Raw genomic sequence first — 22600 nt, 5'->3', positions numbered from 1 at the left:
GGCAAGACTGCCTTGATGAACTCCCACTCCAGATCGCTCATGTCCGAACGCGCCATTTTCACACCCCAGCATGTTGTTTTGCTGGAAATGAAGCACAAGCCAATACGAATGATAAGGAATTTATAGGTGTGCTGCCTAGGTGTAATCAACTAGGCCTTTTGCCCACGCTCCGGCAGTGCTGCCATCTTGCGACCCGCAGGCGCCGGAAACGGCACTAAGCGCTGCTGTTCCTCGTCCCATAGTTTTAGGCCAAGGGCGCGGATCGCCTCAACAAAACCGATCCGGCGAGGCGCCACGTCAGGCGGCAGACTATGATGGCAGCGCCGCAACCGATAGCTGGGGATACGGGCGTTGTAATGATGAATGTCGTGCAAGGTGATATTGGCAACCGCAAAATCAAAAAACCAGCCAAAATCCAGACAGGAAGAGCCCCGCAAAGCTGCAACCTGCGGATTCAGATCCGGGCGCCGATCCCAATAGGTGTCTTCGAAATTGTGCTGGAGGTAGACCAGAAACACACCGATCATCCCCCCAACAAAGGAAAACGCCAGCCAGATCAGCACTCCGCGCAGCCCGGCCAGCCAAAACAGCCCCGCCAGGAACACCGCAATCGCCAGATTGTGCAGGATAACCCCGCGCGCGCCGTATTTCAGCGTGTTCTTCGGCCAGCGGTAGCGGATGAAATAGGTGAAGGCGGCACCCAACGGCACCAGTACGAACGGATTGCGATACAGCCGATAGCCCAACCGCCGCGTCCAACCAGCCACCTGCCATTCCCGCAGCGTCATGGTGTAGATCTCACCGGACTCGCGGTGATCCAAATTGCCAACATGGGCGTGATGGGCATTGTGGTTCTGCTTCATCACCTCAAACGGCGCAAAGGTGAAGACCGACAGAACATGGCCAGCGATGTCATTCTGCCGCCGGGTCTCGAACAGAGACGCGTGGCCAGTGTCATGTTGCAACACATAAAGCCGCACCGCCGCAAAGGCGAACACCACACCGGCACAGAGCAGCACCACCAGCTGATCGGCAAAGGCAATCGCCACGGTCAGAGCCGCGACATACAAAAGAAACGTCCCAAAGAAGCTGAGCGACGCCAGCCCGTTGTCCTTTTGGCAAAATTGATGGGTATGCGCGCGCAGATCCATGCCGTCCCCCCACCGCGCAGCCCACCACATCGTGCCTTCCGCCCCAAACAATGCGGGCCAGACCTGGTTTGCGGCCAACGCGGCAGGGCCGAAAACCTAGGGCACATATACTCATCACACCACCGCCCCAAGCAGGCCAACATGGTCACCCAAATCTCAACCCAGTTGGAACAGTGCCAAGCCAGCCTAGCAAAGCTCGCGCAAATTGGTCAAATCCGAGGCCAGACGCCTCGCGCGCCATAGGTGCCGCGCACAACCAAAAAGGGAGCGTCCAACGGCCCCCCCCCTTCAAATCGTGTTTCCGCCAGATCAGCTCTTGCGGTTTTTCAGGTGCTTGGCCAAGGCACCAGCGTTCTTTTCCCGCTTGCCTTTATAGGGGTTTTTATCCCCCTGCCCGCGCATATAAAGCCGGATTGGCGTGCCGGGCATATCGAAATCCTGCCGCAATCCATTCACGAGATACCGGCTGTAGCTGTCGGGCAGTTTGTCCGGATGGGAACACATCACCACAAAGGCCGGTGGGCGGGTCTTCGCCTGGGTCATATAGCGCAATTTGATCCGCTTGCCCTGCGGCGCCGGTGGTGGGTGCTGTTCCAGCATCCCAACCAGCCAGCGGTTCAGCGCCGCGGTGGGCACCCGGCGGTTCCATACCGCATAGGCCCGCATGATGGCGCCGTGCAGCCGGTCCAGGCCCTTGCCGGTTTTGGCCGATACCGTCACCAACGGGGCGCCACGCAGCTGGGGCAGCAGGCGATCGAACGCCTCTTTCAGGTCACGCAGTTTTTCCTGTTTGTTGTCTTCGACATCCCATTTGTTCACCGCCACAACCACCGCACGGCCCTCGCGCTCGGCCAGATCGGCAATCCGCAAATCCTGCTGTTCAAATGGAATGGCCGCATCCAAAAGCACCACGACCACTTCGGCAAATTTGACCGCGCGCAGACCATCAGAGACCGATAGTTTTTCCAGCTTTTCCTGGACTTTGGCCTTTTTGCGCATGCCTGCGGTGTCAAACACCCGCATCGGCGTGCCCTGCCAGTCGATCTGCAATGAAATCGCATCACGGGTGATGCCCGCCTCGGGGCCGGTCAACAGCCGGTCCTCGCCGAGGATCTTGTTGATCAATGTGGATTTACCCGCGTTGGGACGGCCCACAACGGCAACCTGCAACGGTTTGTTTGCGGTCGGCACGGGCACTGACAGGTCGTCGTCTTCGCCGATTTCATCGTCCAGGCTGACATCCGTTTCGGGGCTGGTTTCGACCGCGAGTTTTTCGAACTTATCCGCCAGCGGCATCAGCTGGGAATAGAGATCATTCATCCCCTCGCCGTGTTCACCAGACAGGCGGATCGGCTCCCCCAATCCCAGACCATAGGCTTCCAGCACGCCGCCATCGGCGGCAGCGCCTTCGCTTTTGTTGGCGGCCAGAATGACATGAGCGGATTTCTTGCGCAGGATATCGGCAAACAGCTCATCCGTGGGGGTCACCCCGGTGCGCGCGTCGATCATGAACAGACAGATATCCGCCATATCCACCGCCCGCTCCGTCAGACGCCGCATCCGCCCTTCGAGCGAATTGTCGGTGGCATCCTCCAGACCCGCCGTATCCACAACCGTAAAGCGCAGATCGCCCAGCCGCGCTTCGCCCTCGCGCAGGTCGCGCGTCACGCCCGGCTGGTCATCCACCAGCGCCAGCCGCTTGCCGACGAGACGATTGAACAGAGTGGATTTGCCCACATTCGGGCGTCCCACGATAGCCAGGGTAAAAGACATCAGACCAACTTTCAGCGATTCAGACGCGCCCCTTAGCGCATCTGGACGCGCCCTGCCAGAGCGCATTGACAGATTTCAACAACAGACCGCAGTGGTGGTGCGGCGAAAGATCAGCGAAAGGCGTGCAACTGACCTTTGGTGGACACCACATAAAGCGTTTCGCCCGCCACGACAGGTGCGGTGCTGGCCCCACCCGAAACCGCAACGCTGCGCAGCAGCCCGCCGGTTTCCGGGTCAAAGAACCGCAGCAACCCATCGTTTGACGCAACCACAATCTGACCACCGGCCAGAACCGGGCCGTGATGGGCCACAATCGCGCCGCGCTTGCGGGGCTTGTCCTTCAGGTATCCGGGCAGATCGCTCGTCCAGACGGTGTCGCCGGTGGCTGCATCCAGACGCACCAATTCGCCCAGATCACTGATCAGGAACAGGCTGCCTGCGACCGGCCAGACCGGATCGATGGCACCGTGACGCGCGGTCCACAGACGTTCACCGCTCTCCAGGTCGAACGCCACGGTGCGGCCGGAATGATTGCCAAGATACACACGATTGCCAGCGACCACAGGCGCTCCTGTCACATCGGCAATACGTGAGATCGTGCGCCCGACACGCTCTCCAGCGACAGAGGCGTTCCAACGCTGAAACCCTCCCCGGCGGAAGGTCACGCTCACATCGCCAGAGCCGAAGGCAAAGATCGCCAACTCATCAGTCACGGCCGGGGCTGGCGCGCCCAACACATTGGAGGGGCTTGGCGTGCCCTTGATCTGCCAGGCGATCCGACCGTCTTTTGCCTGCACGGCCCAGCCGGTATCATCGCCTGCAACCACATAGACCAAACCATCGCGCACGGTCGGCTGACCGGAGCCTGTGGCCTCCAGCTCCTGTTGCCAGATCACCGCGCCGCTGGCCGCGTCCAACGCGCTCAGCAGGCCAAAGCCGGAAGATATATAAACCACCCCACCGTCAAAGGCGATGCCACCACCGGTGGCCTGGTCCCCCTTTTCACTCGCAGGCACCAGATCGCGCTGCCAAAGCACCTGGCCCGCAGGGCTCACCGCGCTGACCATGGCCGCGCTGTCAAGCGTGTAGATGCGCCCATCGCCCACGACCGGTGTTGCGGTGATGCGCTGACGTCGGCTGTCGCCTTCGCCAATCGACACGTCCCAGGCCGGAACCGGTGCCGCGGACAGGGCCGGATGCCCCGGTCGCAGAGCGGACACACCGGTGATCTGTGGCCAATCGATGTTCGCACGCGCCGCAGGAAGGGAGATAGCACGACCCTCGGGCGAAAGCGGCGTTGCCTGCGCAACAAAGCCCTCAGCCCGCAGGTTTTCACGCTCGCCGCGCAAAATCTCTTCCGGCTCGCTGCACGCGACGAGACCAAGAACCAAGGCGCTGCCCCCCAACAAGCGGCTTGCCCGCCAAACGCTTTTCACTGCCGTCATTGCCCTGTCCCGTGCCCAGTCCCGTTTAAAATACTTTTGTCAGCCACCACCGCCGGATTGCCCCGCTCAGCCATGGCCAATTGGCCCAATTCCTTTACCCGACAGCTATTTGCCCCACGGCCTTACGGGGCCTGCGGGGCCTTAACCGTCCTGTGGCTCAGCCGCGTCGAGCGATCCACCAAGGGCCACAATCACTTGCGTGGCCCGGTCTTTCAAGTCCGCGGTTGCATCTGCCGCTTCGGTGATTTCCTGCAGCTTGATGATCGCGGCATCCGTTTCGCCCAATTCGATGTCGATCAGCGCCAGCTGTTCCTTGGCGAGCAGATCCAGTGGCGCACCAGGCCGGGCCAGCGCCTCGAACTGCAAACGACGATCTGCAGCTGACAATGTGTCCTGCTGCAGAACCAAGGCGCGGAAGGTTGCAATATGGCGATAGATCTCTGCCACATCGCCATTGCTGCCAACCAGGTTCAAAGCCGCGACAGCCGCCTCGCGGTCACCGGCCTCCACCAGCGCACCGGCCTCCAGCAGCTTCTGAAGCGCCTGACCACTGGCCGTATCCGCCGCAATCGCGCCAAGCGCTTCGGCCCGCTCTGCACTGTCGTTTTGATCCAGCGCAGCGATCATCTGATCCCCAAGCGCCTGCGCCGCCGCAGCGGTCTGCGCCCGGTCGTATTCGCGGTAAGCCGCGCCGCCAACGATCAGCGCAACGGCAACACCGCCGATCCAGCCATAGCGCTTCAGCATCAGGAACAGCCGGTCGCGGCGGACCTCCTCGGTCACCTCATCGATAAAACTATCGGTATCGCTCATGAATTTGTCCCTGACAGCGCCTGCAAAGCCTTGCTCTGGCGGCTAAGTTTTTATGTCTCCCGCCTCTCTTACAACGCAAGCGGACCTAAGCCAAGTGGCCCCGGAAGCCGCAAAGACCAACAGATGCCACGAAAAAGGCAAAAAATGTGAACTGAACTACATAGTTTACTGTGGACAAGCCCTATATCGCACATATCACTGGGCCGCGTGTTGCGTAATTTTCGTGACCGTGCCCCTCTTGGGGCGAACATGCTATATTGATAGTGACGTCCGATTGATCCGTAGCTGGATACAGAAATTTGGGAAGGCCCTCGGGATGCGTGTAGTTCCAATCATAACCGCAGCTGTTGTGACGGCAGGCTTGTATTATGCCGTTATCGAAAGAGACGCCTTGCTGGCTTTTGCCCGCGGTGATGCCGCTGACGCAGAGGGTGTCGAAGTGGCCGCGCTGGACGCGGATCTATCTGCCACCGAGCAGGTCGCGAGCGACGCAACGGTTGCAGCACCCGCAGCGGACAGCACCGATGCAGCCGCAGCCACCGCTGACCCAGATGTCCGCCGCGTCGATGTGGTGGCGCTGCGCAGCACCGCCCGTGGCATCGACAGCGCTGTGGTGTTGCGCGGACAGACCCAGGCCGCCCGCCAGGTCGAGGTGCGGGCAGAAACCTCATCTCCTGTGATTTCCGACCCACTGCGCAAAGGTGCCCAGGTGCGCGCAGGCGATTTGCTGTGTGAACTGGATCCCGGCACCCGCCCTGCCGCCCTGCTGGAAGCCAACGCCCGCCTGTCCGAAGCAAAGATCCGCGTTCCCGAAGCCCGCGCCCGCCTGGATGAGGCCCGCGCCCGGTTGCGCGAGGCCCGCATCAACCTGACCGCGGCAGAAAAGCTCTCCGAAGGGGGGTATGCCTCTGAAACGCGCCTGGCCTCGGCGCAGGCGGCCGAACGCTCTGCTGTGGCGGGTGTTGCGACCGCTGAAACCGGGCTGGAAACCACCAGCGCGGGCATCGAAGCCGCCTCCGCCGAAGTGGCCGCCGCGCAGAAAGAAATGGACCGGCTCGCCATCCACGCGCCATTTGACGGGCTGCTGGAAAGCGACACCGCCGAACTGGGCAGCCTGATGCAGCCCGGCAGCCTCTGCGCGACTGTGATCCAGCTGGACACCATCAAACTGGTCGGCTTTGTGCCCGAGACCGAGGTCAACCGGGTCACCATTGGTGCGCGCGCCGGGGCCGAACTGGCCACTGGCAAACAGATTGCTGGCAAAGTCACCTTCATCAGCCGTTCGGCCGATCCCACTACCCGCACCTTTGAGGTCGAAATCACTGTCCCCAACCCGGATCTGGCGATCCGTGACGGGCAGACCGCGGACATCGTGATCGCCGCCGAAGGCACCAAGGCCCACCAGTTGCCGCAATCTGCTTTGACGCTCAACAACGATGGCATGCTGGGTGTGCGCGTTGTCGACAGCGAGCAGACTGTTGCCTTCTTCCCAGTCCAACTGCTGCGCGATGCAGCCGATGGCGTATGGGTCAGCGGGCTGCCAGAGCAGGCTGATGTGATCGTCATGGGGCAGGACTTCGTCGTCGCAGGCGTCCCCGTCACCCCCACCTACCGTGAGGTGTCCGAATGACCGGCATCGTTTCCTGGGCCGCTGAACGGGCCCGCATGATCCTGGCGTTTATCGCCATTTCGCTATTGGTGGGCGGTTTCGCCTACGCCAGCCTGCCCAAAGAGGGCGAGCCGGACATCGAAATCCCGGCCCTGTTCATCTCTGTGTCGTTCCCCGGCATCTCGGCGGAGGATTCCGAATCCCTTCTGGTGAAGGTGATGGAAACCGAACTCGCCGATCTGGATGGTCTGGACAAAATGACCGCCACCGCCGCCGAGGGTTACGCCGGTGTGGCGCTGGAATTCGATTTCGGCTGGGACAAAACCGCGATCATGGCCGATGTGCGCGATGCCATGGACAAGGCCGAGGCAAATTTCCCGGATGGGGCGGAGAAATACTCCATCAACGAAATCAACTTCTCCGAATTCCCCATCGTCATCGTCAACCTGACAGGCGCAGTTCCCGAACGCACCATGGCGCGGATCGCCAAGGATTTGCAGGACGATCTGGAAGCCTTGGAATCGGTTCTGGAAGCCGGGATCGCAGGCAACCGCGATGAAATGGTCGAGGTCCTGATCGATCCTCTGCGTCTGGAATCCTACAACGTGACCGCGCTGGAGCTGATCACCGTTGTGCAGAACAACAACCAGCTGATCGCCGCTGGCGAGGTCGAGACCAATCAGGGTACTTTTTCGGTCAAAATCCCCTCTTCCTTTGACGACGTTGGAGACATCTACGCGCTGCCTGTCAAAACCAATGGCGACCGCGTGGTCACCCTGGGCGAACTGGCGACCATCAACTTCACCTTCGAAGATCGCCGCGGCACCGCGCGCTTCAATGGCGAAGAAACCGTGGCGCTGCAGGTCGTCAAGCGGAAGGGCTACAATCTGATCGACACGGTCGACCAGGTCAAAGCGACGCTTGCGCAATCCCGCAAGAGCTGGCCACCGGAATTGCAGGCGGCCGTTCAGGTCGGCACCTCCAACGATCAAAGCCGCGTTGTCGGCTCCATGGTCAGCCAGCTCGAAGGGTCGGTGCTGACGGCTGTTGCGCTGGTGATGATCGTGGTCTTGTCGGCCCTGGGCAGCCGTGCTGCGCTGCTGGTTGGCTTTGCCATTCCGACCTCGTTCCTGTTGTGTTTTGCCTTCCTCGCTGTGATGGGCGTCAGCATCTCGAATATCGTGATGTTCGGCCTGATCCTGGCTGTGGGGATGTTGGTGGATGGCGCGATTGTTGTGGTGGAATACGCCGACAAACGCATCAAAGAGGGCACCGGCCCGATGCACGCCTATGTCGAGGCGGCCCAGCGGATGTTCTGGCCGGTTGTGTCCTCCACCGCGACCACGCTTTGTGCGTTCCTGCCAATGCTGTTCTGGCCCGGTGTGCCCGGTGAATTCATGGGTATGCTGCCTGTCACGCTGATCTTTGTTCTCTCCGCTTCGCTGGTGGTGGCGCTGATCTACCTGCCGGTAATGGGCGGTGTGACTGGTCGCATGAGCCGCGTGTTCGAACACCTCTCTGATGGTCTGCGCCACACCACGCCTTGGTGGTTCCGCGCCGCGCTGGTGCCTGTCACACTCTGGGGCATGTTTGCCGGTGCCATGCAGATGCTGAACCCCGCCTATCTGCTGCCTGTCGGCATGCCGGCAAATGCGGCGGTCATCATCGGCGCGCTGATCTTCGTGCTCTCGGCCTTTGGCGCCTCTGTCACACTGGGGGCTGCCAGCCTGCGGCGTGAACAGACCCAGGTCGATGCGGGATATCGCCCCACGCCCTTTGGTCATTTCATCAAATTCATCGTCGGCAACCCGGTGATGCCCATCGTCACCCTGGCGGCTGTCGGCGTGTCAATCATGACGGTGTTCAGCCTGTTCAGCGAAAACAACTACGGCGTCGAATTCTTCGTGGAATCCGAGCCCGAACAGGCAACCGCCTACGTGCGCGCCCGCGGCAACACCTCGCTGACCGAAGAAGACGCGATGGTGCGGCTGACCGAAGAAATCATCCAAAGCCACCCGGCCGTGGTGAACGTCTTTGCCTTCGCAGGCGAAGGCGGTCTAAACACCGACAGCTCCGGCTCTCAGATCCCGCCTGATACGGTGGGCCAGGTCCAATTCGAAATCATCCCCTGGGAGGATCGTCCGACCCAGACAGAAACCTGGTTCAACGGCTGGTTCACCCGTCAGGTGACAGCGACCGAATTCGACGGCGACACCGTCATCGAAGAGATCAACGCCGAACTGGCCAAACTGCCCGGGTTCGAGGCCGAGATCCGCGCGCTGGTGCAGGGTCCCGCCACCGGCAAACCGGTGCACCTGCGACTGAAAGGGAACAACTGGGACACGCTCACCTCAGCAACGCTGGCCGCGCGCGCCCAGTTCGACAAGACCCCCGGTCTCACCCTGATCGAGGATAGCCTGCCCCTGCCTGGCATCGACTGGCAGATCGACGTGGATGTCGAAAAGGCTGGCCGCTACGGCGCAGATGTGGCCACCGTCGGTGCAATGGTGCAGCTGGTGACCCGTGGTATCCTCCTGGACACCATGCGGGTGGATACCTCTGACGAGGAAATCGAAATCCGCGTGCGCCTGCCGGAACAGGATCGGGTGCTGTCCACGCTGGATACGTTGAAAGTGCGCACCAGCGATGGCCTGGTGCCCCTGTCGAACTTCATCACCCGCCAGCCAGTGCCCAAACTGGCGCAGATCAACCGCATCGGCCAAGAACGTTTCTATGACGTGAAGGCCGATGTGGAACCGGGCATGGCCAAGGTCACAACCGGCGGTGCAGATGCAAACGGTGGCGCGATCCTGGCCTATGTCAAAATGCTGCCCGAAGGGGTCGACGGCGCCTTGAGCGATAGCAGTGGCGCAGGCCTGAGCCTGGTCAGCCTGGAGACCGCAACCTCCGAAACCGCGCTGCAGGATGCCCTGGATGACGGTGCCCGCGTCACGGCGCTGAACCCAAATGAACGGATCGCTGCGCTGACCGAATGGCTCAACGCCTCCCCGCCCCCTGCGGATATCTCGTGGGAGTGGACCGGCGATCAGGAAGAACAGGCCGAATCTGGTGCCTTCCTGTCCAAGGCCTTTGCCGGGGCGCTGGCGTTGATGTTCGTGATCCTGCTGGCGCAGTTCAACAGCTTCTACAACTCCATCCTGGTGCTCCTGGCGGTGATTCTGTCCACCACCGGCGTGCTGATCGGCATGATGGTGATGCAGCAGCCGTTCTCGATCATCATGACTGGCACAGGGATCGTGGCGCTTGCCGGTATCGTGGTGAACAACAACATCGTTCTGATCGACACCTATCAGGAATACGCTCGCCAGATGCCCCGGATCGAGGCAATCATCCGCACCGCGGAGGCCCGGATCCGTCCGGTTCTGCTGACCACCATCACCACGATGGCCGGTCTGGCACCGATGATGTTCGGGCTCAGCCTCGACTTCATCAACGGCGGCTATTCCATCGACAGCCCCACCTCGCTGTGGTGGAAACAGCTGGCCACCGCGGTGGTGTTTGGTCTGGGCATTGCCACCGTGCTGACACTGCTGGTGACGCCCTCGCTGCTCGCCATTCGGGTCTGGCTGTGGATCTATGTGTCCGCTGGTGCTCGCCTCTTGGCCCGCATCACCAAGGGTCGCGCCAGCCGGATCGCCCGCGACATGCGTCTGGCGACCAAGGCCCGCACCCTGCCGACCACCGAAATCCTGTGGGAGCGGGAAGGCAAGCTGGACAATGGCGCGACACCAAAGTCGCAGGCCAGGTCAGAGGCGCAGGCCGGATCAGAGGCGCAGGCAGATCAGCCGCCGACCACGCCGCTGCGTGCCGCTGAATAACCACAGAAACACAAAAAAGCCCCGCTCTGCAGCGGGGCTTTTCGTTGGCGCCAGCTGACCTGAGACAATCGGATCAGCCAGAGATGGGATCAGTCGGTAAAAGTGTATTCACCCAGATCGCACAGATCGAGCCCATAGTCCTCGGCCTCCGACCCATCGGAAAACGCACCCCGGATGTCATAAATGCAAGTGGTCGCACCATCGGCGATCAGCACTTCGATCTCATAATCGGGCGCAAGATAGCCCCCCGCCAGCAGGTTGTCCTCCCAGGTTTCCGAAGACGCAGGCGACACGTTGAACTCAACCAGATCTGCACTGCTTTCGTTGATCAGCAGGAAATCCAGATCCTCCGCGAAAGCCGGCGCCTGAGACGCCAGCAACATGATCGCAGAGAGAGAGGGCAGAAGTTTCTTCATCAATTCATCCTTTCAGCCAGGCCGAACGGCGCTGCGCCGAGGGCACCCGAGACAACGCACCTAAGTGACCACGTTTCACCGGTCAATGAAAAACCCCGCAGCGACCAGTCCCAGCAAGCGGCAGATTGAGGGGGGGCATGTCGGGGGACTGAGGGCATATGCGCCGTTACACGAGTACCGTTGGCAACAAAGACCGGTGCGTGTCGCAATGAATGCGCGGCCCTAATCCGATCCGTCAAAGCGTGACGAACTGATCCTCCAGGATCTTTCCCCAGGTGAACACGTCATAGCGCCGGTGCGCGGGCACATAAAACGGATCCGCTTCGATCAGTGCCACAACCTCGGCGCGGGTTGCCGCCTCCACGACCCACAGGGCACCGCAGAAATCTGCCTCCACATCAGGTGCCAAGCCGCCGCCGATCAACAACTCGGGATGCGCACGCGCAAAGGCCACATGAGCGTCGCGCAACTGCTGATCAGCCCGCACGGCCAGCATCTCGACATCATCCTGAAACACAACAGCCCAACGCATCTGTCCCTCCCGCAATGGTTGGCGCAGACTGTGACAGCCGGGATCGCGCGCCTAGGGCCAGACCTGAGCGCGCATGACACCAGAGAGCTGCGCACATCTGCCCAACCGACCGAAAGCACCCGCCCCCGCCAGAGCCTCACGCGCCTCTCAGGCGGCCTCCTCGTCGGATTGCTGCAGGTGCCAGAGCCGCGCATAACGCCCGTTGCGCTCCAAGAGCGCGTCATGGGTGCCGGTCTCCGCAATCACCCCTTGTTCAAGCACGATGATCTGATCTGCCTCGGCAACCGTGCTCAGCCGGTGAGCGATGGTGATCACCGTGCGGCCCTGACCAGCCCGCGACAGAGCGTCCTTGATCTCTTTTTCGGTATCGGTGTCCAGCGCCGACGTCGCCTCATCCAACAACAGGATCGGCGGGTTCTTCAGCAGGGTCCGGGCAATGCCGACACGCTGTTTTTCCCCGCCAGACAGCTTCAGGCCGCGTTCGCCAACCTGGGTGTCATAGCCTTCGGGCAAACGCATGATGAACTCATGGATCTGCGCATCGCGGGCGGCCTGTTCAACCTCCGCATCGGAGGCCCCTGCCCTGCCATACGCGATGTTGTAGCGGATGGTGTCGTTGAACAGCACGGTATCCTGCGGCACCACACCGATGGCGCGATGCAGGCTCTCCTGTGTCACATCCCGCACGTCCTGCCCGTCAATTGTGAGGGCCCCGCTGGTCACATCATAAAACCGAAACAACAGCCGACCGATGGTGGATTTGCCCGATCCGGTCGATCCCACAATGGCCACCGTCTGCCCGGCCTGCGCCGTGAGGCTGACACCTTTCAGGATTTCACGGTTCTCGTCATATCCGAAATGCACCTCGTTCAGGGCGATCGTGCCGCCCTGCACCTGCAAAGGCACTGCCCCGGCCCGGTCAGTCACATCGGGATCCTGTTCGATCAGATCAAACATTTCGCCCATATCCACAAGGCTCTGACGGATCTCGCGGTACACCGTGCCCAGGAAATTCAGCGGCACGGTGATCTGGATCATATAGGCGTTGACCATGACAAAATCGCCGACGGTCAGCTCTCCGTTCTGCACGCCAATTGCTGCCATCACCATCACCGCCACCAGCCCCGCGGTGATCAGCAAGCTCTGACCGAAGTTCAAAAACGCAAGGGAATAGGCCGTCTTCAACGCAGCCTTCGCATAACCGCGCATCGCCACGTCATAGCGCTCTGCCTCCCAGCGCTCAGCGCCGAAATACTTGACCGTTTCATAGTTGAGCAAACTGTCGATGGCCTTTTGATTGGCATCGGTGTCTTGCGTGTTCATCTCACGCCGCAGCTTCACCCGCCATTCCGTCACCGCAAAGGTGAACCAGATGTAGACCGCAACGGTCCCGGCCACCACGACCAGATACCAGATGTCAAACAGCACGGCGAGCACGACGGCCACAAGCACCAGTTCCAGGATCAGGGGACCAATGGAAAACAACAGGAACCGCAGCAGGAACTCCACACCCTTGACACCGCGTTCGATGATCCGGCTCAGCCCGCCGGTCTTGCGGGTGATGTGAAACCGCATCGACAGGCGATGTATGTGGCGGAATGTCTCCAGCGCCAACATCCGCAGGGCCCGCTGCCCCACGGGCGCAAACAGCGCATCACGCAGCTGCTGGAACCCTGTGGTCAGGATCCGCGCCATACCATAGGCCACAGTCAGCCCGACAGCCCCTAGCGCCAATGGCGGCACACCCTCCGCAGAGAGGCCATCAACCGCGCCTTTGTAAAGCACAGGGGTATAGACCGCGACCAGCTTCGCCAGGACCAGCACCGCAAGGGCCAGAACCACGCGGGTTTTCACGCCCAGCTGACCCTCGGGCCAGAGGTAAGGGCCAACCTTGCGCAACGTCCGCAAACCGGATTGGCGTTCATCCTGGGCGGTGGGGGTGTTTGTGTCGCTCATCACGTGTCCTCAGTTCAAGGCCCTTCACATAGGTCGACCGCCCCGGTTTGGCCAGCGCCCTAATCACGGATCCCGGATACCAGGTCCTGAATGCCGAGTTCTGAATACCTGGTCCCAAACATTCAGCAGCAAATGAGCGGACCCCAGTATCAGATGTAGCATCAGCTGTGGTATCAGGTGAAGCATCCGCTCAGGCATCAAACACCTGCAGACCCGGGGCAGTCGAATACAGCCTGCCGGGGCAGATCACTCCGGCAGGGTAAAGACCTGGCCGGGGTAGATCAGATCCGGGTCCCGAATGGCATCGCGGTTGGCATTGAACACCCGCACGAACAACAGCCCATCGCCATAGCGCGCCCGCGAAATCGCCCAGAGCGTATCCCCCTGCTGCACGGTCACCGCCCGCACCGGAGGTTCGGCTACGGCTGGTGCGGTAGCATCTGCTTCGCTAGTGGTCTCTGCGGCTGGATCAGCGGCGGCAATCTGCGGCTGCAGCACCTCGGGCGCTTCGCGTTTGAACGGGGTTTCCAGGCGGCTCAGCACCTTGCCCTCACTGTCCAGCGCATCAAGCCGCAAGGCATAGATCCCGGGCGCCACATCCATCAGCTTGCCACCCCAGCGCCCATCGGTGCCAATCGCCAGATCAGCAATCGCTTTGTTGTCGAGATAGGCCCGCACCACCGCATTGGCCTGCCCGCGTCCGCTCAGCAACACGGCGCCAGAGGCATCATAGGAGATCGTATCCAGCGCCAGATCCGGTTGGTCCTGTTGCGCCTGTGGCTCTGCCGATTGGACCAGTTGCACACCGGAGGCGTCAGAACGCAGAACTGCGACGCCTTGTTCAACAGGATCAGCAGCAGGAGCAACAGTCGGATCAGACTCTGGGTCCGCCGCTGCGATCTCCTCTGGCTGAACTACCGGTTCTGGGCTCGCAGCCTCCGCTGCAACAGCCTCTGCCGTAACCGTTTCTGTTGTGGCGGTTTCGACTTCTGTTTGGGCAGCAGTATCTGCCGCCGTCACGACCGTATCCGCGTTTTCTTCTGCCTCCGCGGCGACAGCTGCAGCTTGGGCACTGGTCTGCTCTGCCCCATCTTCGGGCGCGACATCTGTCGTTGTCTCCGCTGCGGGTGCTGATGCAATCTCGGTTGCGCTCTCAGCCTCGGCTTCCGTGGCGGCCTCGCTCTCAGTGTTAGTGCCTGTGTCAGTGGCTGTGTCGGTGGCTGTGTCACTCGTGACCGCTGGCGCCGCCTCCGTTGCGGACGCATCCGCCACTGATGTTGTATCATTCGCGGCTTGTCCGCTTTCGGTGGGTTGCGGCGCGGGCGTTTCAGCGCCGCTGCTGTTCTCAGCCACCGCAACCGGTGGCACAGGGGCCAGGATGAATTCTGCTGCGGAGGCCTGTTCCTGATCTCCCAGCTGCGCCAACAGCGACAACACCTGGGGACGCGCCAGAACCGGCACATCGACAAAAGCCACAAAGGAGCCGTCGCCCTGGGCCACAACCCGATGGATTTCCTGCAGGTCCAGAAGGATCAACACCTCCGCCCCTGGCGTGGCCGATCCTGCAACAACACCGCTGCCGTCTGTTTCAATCCGCACCAGATCCAGCTCCGGCGCGGCCAAAACGGTCCCAGTCTCTGGCTCGGTGACCTCGGGCTCAGTGACCACTGGGGCAGCCGCCTCTGCGGCAGGCTCGGAGGCCGCGTCTGCAGCATTCTCCGCTGCGGCCTCTGTTCCGGTCGCGGCATCGGTGGTTGCGTCTGCAACTGGTTCTGGGTCTGATGCCGCCTCGGGCGCAGTGCTGTCTTCTGCCGTCACCTCGGGTGCTGGCTCCACCGGTGCCGCTGTCTCTTCTGTCGACTGTGGCGCAGAGGCTACTGGCTCCTCCGCAGGCGTATCCGCCGCATCGTTGCCCCCCGCATCCGCCGCATCGTTGGCCCCGGCATCCGCCGCATCGGCTCTGGTTGTCAGCAGCGGATCACTGCCCGTATTGGCAGGCTCCTGCAGCGGCAGCTGTCGCTGTTGCCAGAACACAACCCCCGCACCAACCGCCACAACCACAGCAACCCCAAGCGCAATCCCCCCGATCGCGCCCCCTGACAGGCCGCTTTTGCCGGTTCCATTTGTCATCTCAGTCCTTCCCAGTTCTTCGGCCCATTTGTCCCATGGCCGGTCTTCGTGCAGCTTCGCCGGGCTGCCAGCGGATCCCCCAATGACCCGCAAAACCAGCAGCTGATGCTTGAGACACCCCGGTATTGCCGCTATCACGCCTCAAAACACCACCTATTTCCGACCTGAACACAACAAAAAAGGTGATTTGATGCCTATTCAATCCGTCTGTGTGTATTGTGGATCGCGCGATGGCGGGCGCGAAAGCTATGGCGCCGCTGCCGAAGCGCTCGGCAAGGGGCTCGCCGAGCATGGCCTACGGCTGGTCTATGGCGCCGGTGATGTGGGGCTGATGGGCCGTGTGGCCCGCGCCGCGCAGGCCGCAGACGGCGACACCTTCGGCGTCATCCCCGAACATCTGGTGCGCCGCGAAATCGGCAAAACGGATCTGACCAGCTATATCGTCACCGAAACCATGCATGAACGCAAAAAGGTGATGCTCTACAACGCCGATGCGGTCGTGGTTTTGCCTGGTGGCGCAGGCTCTCTGGATGAGCTGTTCGAGGCGCTAACCTGGCGCCAGTTGGATCTGCACCGCAAACCGATCTACGTGCTGAACATCGATGACTATTGGACGCCCCTCAAGACGCTGGTCGACCATATCGTCGCCGAAGGTTTCGCCGGAGAGGATACCGCAGAGGCGCTGATTTGGGTGTCATCGGTGGATGATGTGATGGCCCAGCTGACCGCCTGATCAGCGCCACAGCGGTGTGCGCCACAGCGGTGTCGGCCGGTCGCCAGGCAGGACGACACCCCGCGCCGCTAGAATTGGTTTCGTCTGGCCTGGTTTCGTCAGAGCTGGTGTCCTATCGCCTGGCGTCCGAGAAACCGACCAACAAAAAAGGCACCGCGCAAACGGTGCCTTTCGAAGCGGCAAGATCCACCTCAGCAGATCCTGCCAAATGTCTGACGACCCGGCCTTAGCCCAGACGCGAGGCCACGTTTTCCCAGTCAACCAGGTTGTCCAGGAAGTTGGTCAGATACGCCGGACGCTTGTTGCGGAAATCGATGTAGTAGGAGTGCTCCCACACATCGCAGCCCAGCAGCGCGGTCTGGCCAAAGCACAGCGGGTTCACGCCATTTTCGGTCTTGGTCACAGCCAGCGAACCGTCAGCGTTCTTCACCAGCCAGCACCAGCCGGAGCCAAACTGACCTGCACCAGCAGCAGAGAACTGGGACTTGAACTCGTCAACCGAGCCAAAGCTCTCGACCAGCGCCTTTTCCAGCTCACCCGGCATCACGTCACCGCCTGGGCCCATCATTTCCCAGAACTGGTTGTGGTTCCACAGCTGCGAGATGTTGTTGAAGATCCCGTTCTGGGCGACGGCATTTGCGTCATAGGTGCCCGTGATGATCTCTTCCATGGACTTGCCGTCCCACTCGGTGCCAGCGATCAGCTTGTTGCCGTTGTCGACATAGGCTTTGTGGTGCAGATCGTGGTGATATTCCAGTGTTTCTGCAGACATGCCTTTGGATGCCAATGCATCATGGGCATAGGGAAGATCGGGAAGTTCAAAAGCCATGGGGGCCCCCTGTCTGAAATGTTGCGTTCCTGCGCAGATACATGCGTCCCACCTGCCGTCTGGTCAAGGCCAAGCAACCGAAACTCTGCAAAAATACCTAAGTCTTTCGCTCAGACCGTCACGGCAGCGCAATTCGCCGCCATGCCCGGTAGCGAAGGCGCAAGGGCGGCAGGCCGAAACGGCCAAGTCTACGCCCTGCCCTTCACTGGCTAAGCACTTGCCTACCCCCAGCGTCCCACCGCTACGCTCAGGCCGGAAAACCAGGTCGTAAAACCAGGCCGGAAAACCGGGGGCCTGGACGAGTCAGCGTAACAGGACCGCGCGGATCACTTCGTGAAGTGCTTCGGCCGCTTGTTGCTCACGGTGCAGGGGCCGCTGCCGGGGGGGCGGTTGTCATAGCCATGCACCCGCGCCGTCAACGACACTTTCATCCGCCGTTCATCCAAAGTAGCCGTATAACTGACCTTCGTTGAGCCACTGCGCGACCCCACATTGTTCAACGTCCATTTCAGCTTCAGGCGCTGTTTGGACCGCGGGTCATACTCGACAAATTCCGCACGTTTCTGGGTGTTGTAGATGATCCCATCCAGGACACCGACGAACTTCTCGCCATGATCAACAAAAATCAGCACCTCTGGCGCGATCCAGCCGTGTTTTTCATAGGATTGCACCTTGCAGGAATAGAGCCGCGGTCCGCCGGCCTGCCCGTCGGCCGCCTCGGCAGAGCCCGCCATTGCGCCCATCAGGCCCACCGCAACCAATCCAGTGGCCAGCGCTGCGGCCCGCACGCCGGAAATCAAATCTCGCATATCATGTTGACCTTTTTCATATTTTTCGCAGGTCAAACATCCAGCACCCTGCGAGAGATCTGTTTGAAGGGGGCTGCACTGAGCCCGTGCAACTCCCCGCATATTTTCGGAGCAGCCTGGGTTCGGAGCGGTCTGGTTCCCGAGCGATCCGATTTTGCAGCGATCAGCCCTGTTCGGTTATGATTTCGCCAATTTGCACAGTATCTGGGCTGCCATCTGGACTGTTGTCTGGCAGGCGCTGACACTGGCCCACGGCGCGCGGTTGATCCCCTTCGATCATCCCCGAGATCACCTGCAGCGACAGCTTCATGTTGCGCAGGTTCATGGTCGCGCGGTAATGCACTTCCCCGGTGTCGCCGGCGTTGGCCAGTCCCGCGCCCATCACTGACCAGCTGATCCGATAGGACATCGGCCCCATCGCAAAGAACGTGGCTTTCAGCGGATGTCCTGCGATCAAACCACCGGTGCTGTTGTGGATCACCTCGCCAAAGTTCTTGGCGTTTTGCTTGCTGGCCTGTTCGCCACTCTGGTCACTATCTTGCGCACCCGATTGCCCGCGGTCCTCGCCCTCACCGAAGCGCATGGTCAACTTCGGCGGGATCCATCCCGGCCCCGAAATGGTCCGCATCTCGCAGGAAAAACGCCCACTCAGAGCATCAGTCAGGCCCACCTGTGGCAAAACAAGAAGACCACCCAAAACAGCAGCCCTGCACTGTGCGCGTGCAGTCGGAAATAAACGGAACATAAAACCTCAAATCACAACCAGCCCACCGTGGAAAAACGGCGGTCGACTATCTCGGCTTCCGAAGCGGCTGTGCAGGGAGACAAATGGGCTAAAGCCCGAACAACAAATAAAAAGTGCCCCCGGAAATCCTAGGGGACACTTTAGCGTGCATCCTGTGATGTCACAAGTTAAAATTGCTGACGATCAGTAGACGACAACCTTGGATTGTGGATGCGCCGAGGCCGACAGCAGGTTGAACACATAGGCCGCAACCGAGCGGAAACAGACGATGTGGAACACACCATCATGATCAAGCCAGAAGGCTGCAGCCACCTGCGCCATACGGGTGCGCCGGAATTGACCCGGCTTGAAGGCCTCTGCCGACATATCGACCGGGCAGACCTTGCCCAGAACTTCGCGGGCGCCCTCGCCGGACAGGCGGAACACACCGCGCGCATCCGACACGTTGACCGCGAGCGCATGTTCGCCCTTCAGTGCTTCGGACAGCTCGGACACTTTGGCGTCGACCTCAGCGTAAGGCACCAGCAAAAGCAGCTCATCCGGGGACATCCAGGCGACACCGCCCTGATCAGACAGGGCCACCTGACCGCTGACAGGCACCTCAGCGCCCGTCGCCGCCTTCACTGCCGCTTGCAGGACAGCAGAGGCCAGATCGCCGCGCAGCGTGATCATGCCCTGCAGACCGCTGTCTTCGACTTTGGCCAGTCCTGCGAATGTCGCTCCGCTCATTGCGCTGACAGGATCAGACATTCTGCTTCTCCCCTTCTTTGTCATAGAAGACCTGATCGACGATCTTGGCCTTGTAGATTTTGCCATCGGTTCCGGGGAAGTCGATGACCTCGCCCATCCGCTTGGGCCCGTGTTTGACCAGACCCATGGCAATGCCACGGCCAAGGTTCGAGGAATAATAGGTCGAGGTCACACGCCCGATGGTGTTTTTCTGACCATTGGCGTTCACACCGTTGCCCACCGCATAAGCGCCATCCGGCAGGACAGAACCATCAACGGTTTCCAGACCAACCAGCTGCCAGCGATCGGGATCTGCCATGTGGCTGCGCGAATGCGCCCGCTTGCCGAGGAAGTCTTCCTTCTTCTTCGAAAGCGCCCAGTGCAGACCCAGATCCTGCGGAATAACGGTGCCGTCGGTTTCATCACCAATCATGATGAAGCCTTTCTCGGCCCGAAGGATGTGCAGACATTCGGTGCCATAAGGCATCACGCCGAACTCTTGGCCCGCTTCCATCAGGGCGGTCCAGAATGCCAGACCATCAGAGGCAGCAACCGCAATCTCGTAGGACAGCTCGCCCGAGAAGGAGATGCGATAGGCCCGCGCCTTGAAGCCGCCGATCTCACCGTCGCGCCATTCCATGAACGGCAGCGCCTCTTTCGAGACATCCATGCCACCGCCCGCTTTTTCGTTCAGCTTTTCCAGAACCTTACGCGCGTTGGGGCCAACCACGGCAACCTGAGCCAGCTGCTCGGTCACATTGGCAACATAGACTTTCCAGTCCCACCATTCGGTCTGCAACCACTCTTCCATATGGCCGTGGATCCGCTCGGCACCGCCGGTGGTGGTGTGGCACAACCAGGTGTCTTCATCGATGCGCGCAACAACCCCATCATCAATGAGGAAGCCGTTCTCGGAACACATCAGACCATAGCGGCATTTGCCGATCTTCAGCGTCGACATCATGTTGGTGTACATCATGTCGAGGAACTTGCCCGCATCCGGACCTTTCACGACCAGCTTACCCAGGGTGGAGGCGTCCAGCAGACCGAGGTTCTCGCGGGTGTTTTTGACCTCACGGTTCACCGCATCATGCAGGGTTTCGCCCGACCGCACATAGGCAAAAGGACGGCGCCATTGGCCCACCGGCTCCCAGTCGGAGCCGTTGCTGTCGTGCCATTCATACATCGGCGTCTTGCGCAGCGGCTGGAAGATCTCGCCACGGGCCTCGCCGCCAATCGCACCCATCGAAATCGGGTGATAGGGCGGACGGAAGGTGGTGGTGCCTACCTGCGGAATTTCCGATCCCAGCGAGTCCGCCAGAATGGCCAGACCGTTGATGTTGGACAGTTTGCCCTGATCGGTTGCCATGCCCAGCGTGGTGTACCGCTTGGTATGCTCGACGCTTTCGAAGCCTTCCTGCGCAGCCAGCTGCACGTCAGAGACTTTGACGTCGTTCTGATAATCCAGCCAGGATTTCATCCGCAGCTTGATATCCGCCTTGGCAGGCATCAACCAAACTGGCTGCATCGGGGTTTCGACCGGGGCCTCTGCCGCAGGGGCATTGACGGTCTTGGGGGTGAAGCCTGCGGCATTGGCTGCGGCTTCACCTGCGGTCTGCGCATCCTGCAGAGCCGCACCGAGATCGCTGGCACCATTGGCTGCACCGGCAGCAACCACAAACCCGTTGCCATCGGCACCCAGTGGGGGACGCTCAGGATCGGGGCGGAAGTTGGCATGCGCCTGATCCCAGACCAGTTTACCGCCACAATGGGACCACAGGTGGACAACTGGTGACCAGCCGCCGGACATGGCAACCGCGTCTGCAGCCACCTCTTCCTGCGCGCCGCCTTCGCCGTTCTGGGCGCAGATCGCAACGCCGGTCACGCGCTTAGTGCCCTTCACCTTGGCGATGCCACGGCCACATTCCACACGGATGCCCAGCTGACGGACCTCTTCCATCAGGGCGCCACCACCGCTGTCGCGGGTGTCCAGAACGCGCACGATCTCAACGCCCGCGCCGTGCAGCGCGATCGCAGTGCGATAAGCGTCGTCGTTGTTGGTCGCAACCACCACTTTCTGGCCCGGGGTCACACCCCAGTTCACCGCATAATCGCGCATTGATGCCGCCAGCATCACACCGGGGATATCGTTGCCCGCAAAGGACAGCGGCCGTTCGATGGCGCCCGTCGCGGTGACGATCTGGCTGGCGCGGATCCGCCACAGACGGTGACGCGGACCACCCTGGCCAGGTGCGTGATCGGTCAGACGCTCATATCCCAGCGCATAGCCGTGGTCATAGACGCCCGCACCCATGCAGCGGTCGCGCAGGGTGACATTGTCCATGCCGCGCAGCTCTTCGAGGGTTTTCTCAACCCAAGCGCCTGGTTCCATGCCGTCGATGGTGCCGCCGTCAACAGGCGCACGACCACCCCAGTAATTGTGCTGTTCGATCAGCAGGACCTTGGCACCGGACTCTGCCGCTGCTTTTGCCGCCTGCAGACCAGCCACACCGCCACCAATCACCAGCACATCTGCAAAGAAATAGAAGTGCTCGTAGGTGTCAGCGTCCTTCAGCTCTTTGTCAGGTGCTTTGCCCAGACCCGCGGACTGGCGGATGATCGGCTCATAGACATGTTTCCACAGCGGACGCGGGTGGATGAACATCTTGTAGTAAAAGCCCGCCGTCAGGAAGCGGCTCAGCTTGTTGTTGATGGCCAGAACGTCGAAATCCAGGCTCGGCCAATGGTTCTGCGACTGCGCCGACAGACCGGAGAACAGCTCGGTCGTGGTCGCGCGCTGGTTCGGCTCGAACCGGTCACCCGTGCCCAGACCAACCAATGCGTTGGGCTCTTCGGGGCCGGAGGCAACAACACCGCGGGGGCGGTGGTATTTGAACGAACGGCCAACCATCATCTGGTCGTTGGCCAGCAAAGCAGAGGCCAGCGTGTCCCCTGCATACCCCTTCATCCGCTTGCCGTTGAAGGTGAATTCGATCTGTTTGGAGCGGTCGATCAACCGGCCGGTGTTGGCAAGGCGCGTGCTCATGTGGCGGACCTTTCGCAAGAAGAGGCGACAGAAAGGAAAGAAAGG

16 protein-coding genes are annotated in these 22600 nt (G+C 61.1%); 3 read left to right on the top strand and 13 right to left on the bottom strand.

Going from position 1 to position 22600, the window contains the following annotated elements:
* Positions 1-149: 149 nt before the first annotated feature.
* The 4 genes from Q0C28_RS07345 to Q0C28_RS07330 all read right to left on the bottom strand — a co-directional run bounded on the left by Q0C28_RS07345 (position 150) and on the right by Q0C28_RS07330 (position 5182).
* The gene (locus Q0C28_RS07345; RefSeq protein ID WP_293574272.1) at positions 150-1151 is read right to left on the bottom strand and encodes a fatty acid desaturase; all 1002 of its coding nucleotides are present in this window, start codon (positions 1149-1151) and stop codon (positions 150-152) included.
* A gap of 309 nt (positions 1152-1460) precedes the next feature.
* On the bottom strand, positions 1461-2924 hold the full coding sequence (gene der / locus Q0C28_RS07340; protein ID WP_293574270.1) for a ribosome biogenesis GTPase Der: 1464 nt from the start codon (positions 2922-2924) through the stop codon (positions 1461-1463).
* Between the two features lie 110 nt (positions 2925-3034).
* Positions 3035-4369, bottom strand: a complete 1335-nt coding sequence (locus Q0C28_RS07335; RefSeq protein WP_293574268.1) for a PQQ-like beta-propeller repeat protein — start codon at positions 4367-4369, stop codon at positions 3035-3037.
* A gap of 141 nt (positions 4370-4510) precedes the next feature.
* Positions 4511-5182 carry a tetratricopeptide repeat protein gene (locus Q0C28_RS07330; protein ID WP_293574266.1) on the bottom strand — a complete coding sequence of 224 codons (672 nt, stop codon included), beginning with the start codon at positions 5180-5182 and terminating at the stop codon, positions 4511-4513.
* 316 nt (positions 5183-5498) lie between these two features.
* Between Q0C28_RS07330 and Q0C28_RS07325 the strand changes: the two genes are divergently transcribed.
* Entirely contained in the window at positions 5499-6812 is a 1314-nt protein-coding gene (locus Q0C28_RS07325; protein ID WP_293574265.1) for an efflux RND transporter periplasmic adaptor subunit, read from the top strand.
* On the top strand, positions 6809-10630 hold the full coding sequence (locus tag Q0C28_RS07320) for an efflux RND transporter permease subunit (protein WP_293574263.1): 3822 nt from the start codon (positions 6809-6811) through the stop codon (positions 10628-10630). Before Q0C28_RS07325 ends, Q0C28_RS07320 begins: the two co-directional genes overlap by 4 nt.
* Before the next feature lie 89 nt (positions 10631-10719).
* Here Q0C28_RS07320 and Q0C28_RS07315 read toward each other — a convergent pair whose 3' ends face one another.
* The 4 genes from Q0C28_RS07315 to Q0C28_RS07300 all read right to left on the bottom strand — a co-directional run bounded on the left by Q0C28_RS07315 (position 10720) and on the right by Q0C28_RS07300 (position 15664).
* On the bottom strand, positions 10720-11046 hold the full coding sequence (locus Q0C28_RS07315; protein ID WP_293574261.1) for a hypothetical protein: 327 nt from the start codon (positions 11044-11046) through the stop codon (positions 10720-10722).
* Positions 11047-11281: 235 nt separating this feature from the next.
* On the bottom strand, positions 11282-11578 hold the full coding sequence (locus tag Q0C28_RS07310) for a YciI family protein (protein WP_293574259.1): 297 nt from the start codon (positions 11576-11578) through the stop codon (positions 11282-11284).
* A 147-nt stretch (positions 11579-11725) separates the two neighbouring features.
* Positions 11726-13534 carry an ABC transporter ATP-binding protein/permease gene (locus Q0C28_RS07305; protein WP_293574257.1) on the bottom strand — a complete coding sequence of 603 codons (1809 nt, stop codon included), beginning with the start codon at positions 13532-13534 and terminating at the stop codon, positions 11726-11728.
* Positions 13535-13780: 246 nt separating this feature from the next.
* The gene (locus Q0C28_RS07300; protein WP_293574255.1) at positions 13781-15664 is read right to left on the bottom strand and encodes a LysM peptidoglycan-binding domain-containing protein; all 1884 of its coding nucleotides are present in this window, start codon (positions 15662-15664) and stop codon (positions 13781-13783) included.
* A gap of 190 nt (positions 15665-15854) precedes the next feature.
* Here Q0C28_RS07300 and Q0C28_RS07295 point away from each other — a divergent pair, with 190 nt between their 5' ends.
* The gene (locus tag Q0C28_RS07295) at positions 15855-16397 is read left to right on the top strand and encodes a TIGR00730 family Rossman fold protein (protein ID WP_293574253.1); all 543 of its coding nucleotides are present in this window, start codon (positions 15855-15857) and stop codon (positions 16395-16397) included.
* 226 nt (positions 16398-16623) lie between these two features.
* On the opposite strand, the gene Q0C28_RS07290 is transcribed toward Q0C28_RS07295, so the two are convergent.
* The 5 genes from Q0C28_RS07290 to Q0C28_RS07270 form a co-directional block, all read right to left on the bottom strand.
* A complete protein-coding gene (locus tag Q0C28_RS07290; protein ID WP_293574251.1) occupies positions 16624-17226 on the bottom strand; it encodes a superoxide dismutase in 603 nt (200 codons plus the stop codon).
* Between the two features lie 326 nt (positions 17227-17552).
* Positions 17553-18035, bottom strand: coding sequence for a hypothetical protein (locus Q0C28_RS07285; RefSeq protein WP_293574249.1), 483 nt, complete (start codon positions 18033-18035; stop codon positions 17553-17555).
* 163 nt (positions 18036-18198) lie between these two features.
* Positions 18199-18624, bottom strand: coding sequence for a hypothetical protein (locus Q0C28_RS07280; protein ID WP_293574247.1), 426 nt, complete (start codon positions 18622-18624; stop codon positions 18199-18201).
* 339 nt (positions 18625-18963) lie between these two features.
* Positions 18964-19530, bottom strand: a complete 567-nt coding sequence (locus Q0C28_RS07275) for a sarcosine oxidase subunit gamma (RefSeq protein ID WP_293574245.1) — start codon at positions 19528-19530, stop codon at positions 18964-18966.
* Positions 19523-22555 carry a sarcosine oxidase subunit alpha family protein gene (locus Q0C28_RS07270; protein WP_293574243.1) on the bottom strand — a complete coding sequence of 1011 codons (3033 nt, stop codon included), beginning with the start codon at positions 22553-22555 and terminating at the stop codon, positions 19523-19525. Before Q0C28_RS07270 ends, Q0C28_RS07275 begins: the two co-directional genes overlap by 8 nt.
* Between the last annotated feature and the right edge of the window lie 45 nt (positions 22556-22600).

It is taken from the genome of Phaeobacter sp., assembly GCF_022825805.1.
Lineage (GTDB): Bacteria > Pseudomonadota > Alphaproteobacteria > Rhodobacterales > Rhodobacteraceae > Phaeobacter.
This window is presented reverse-complemented; position numbering and strand designations above follow the sequence as displayed.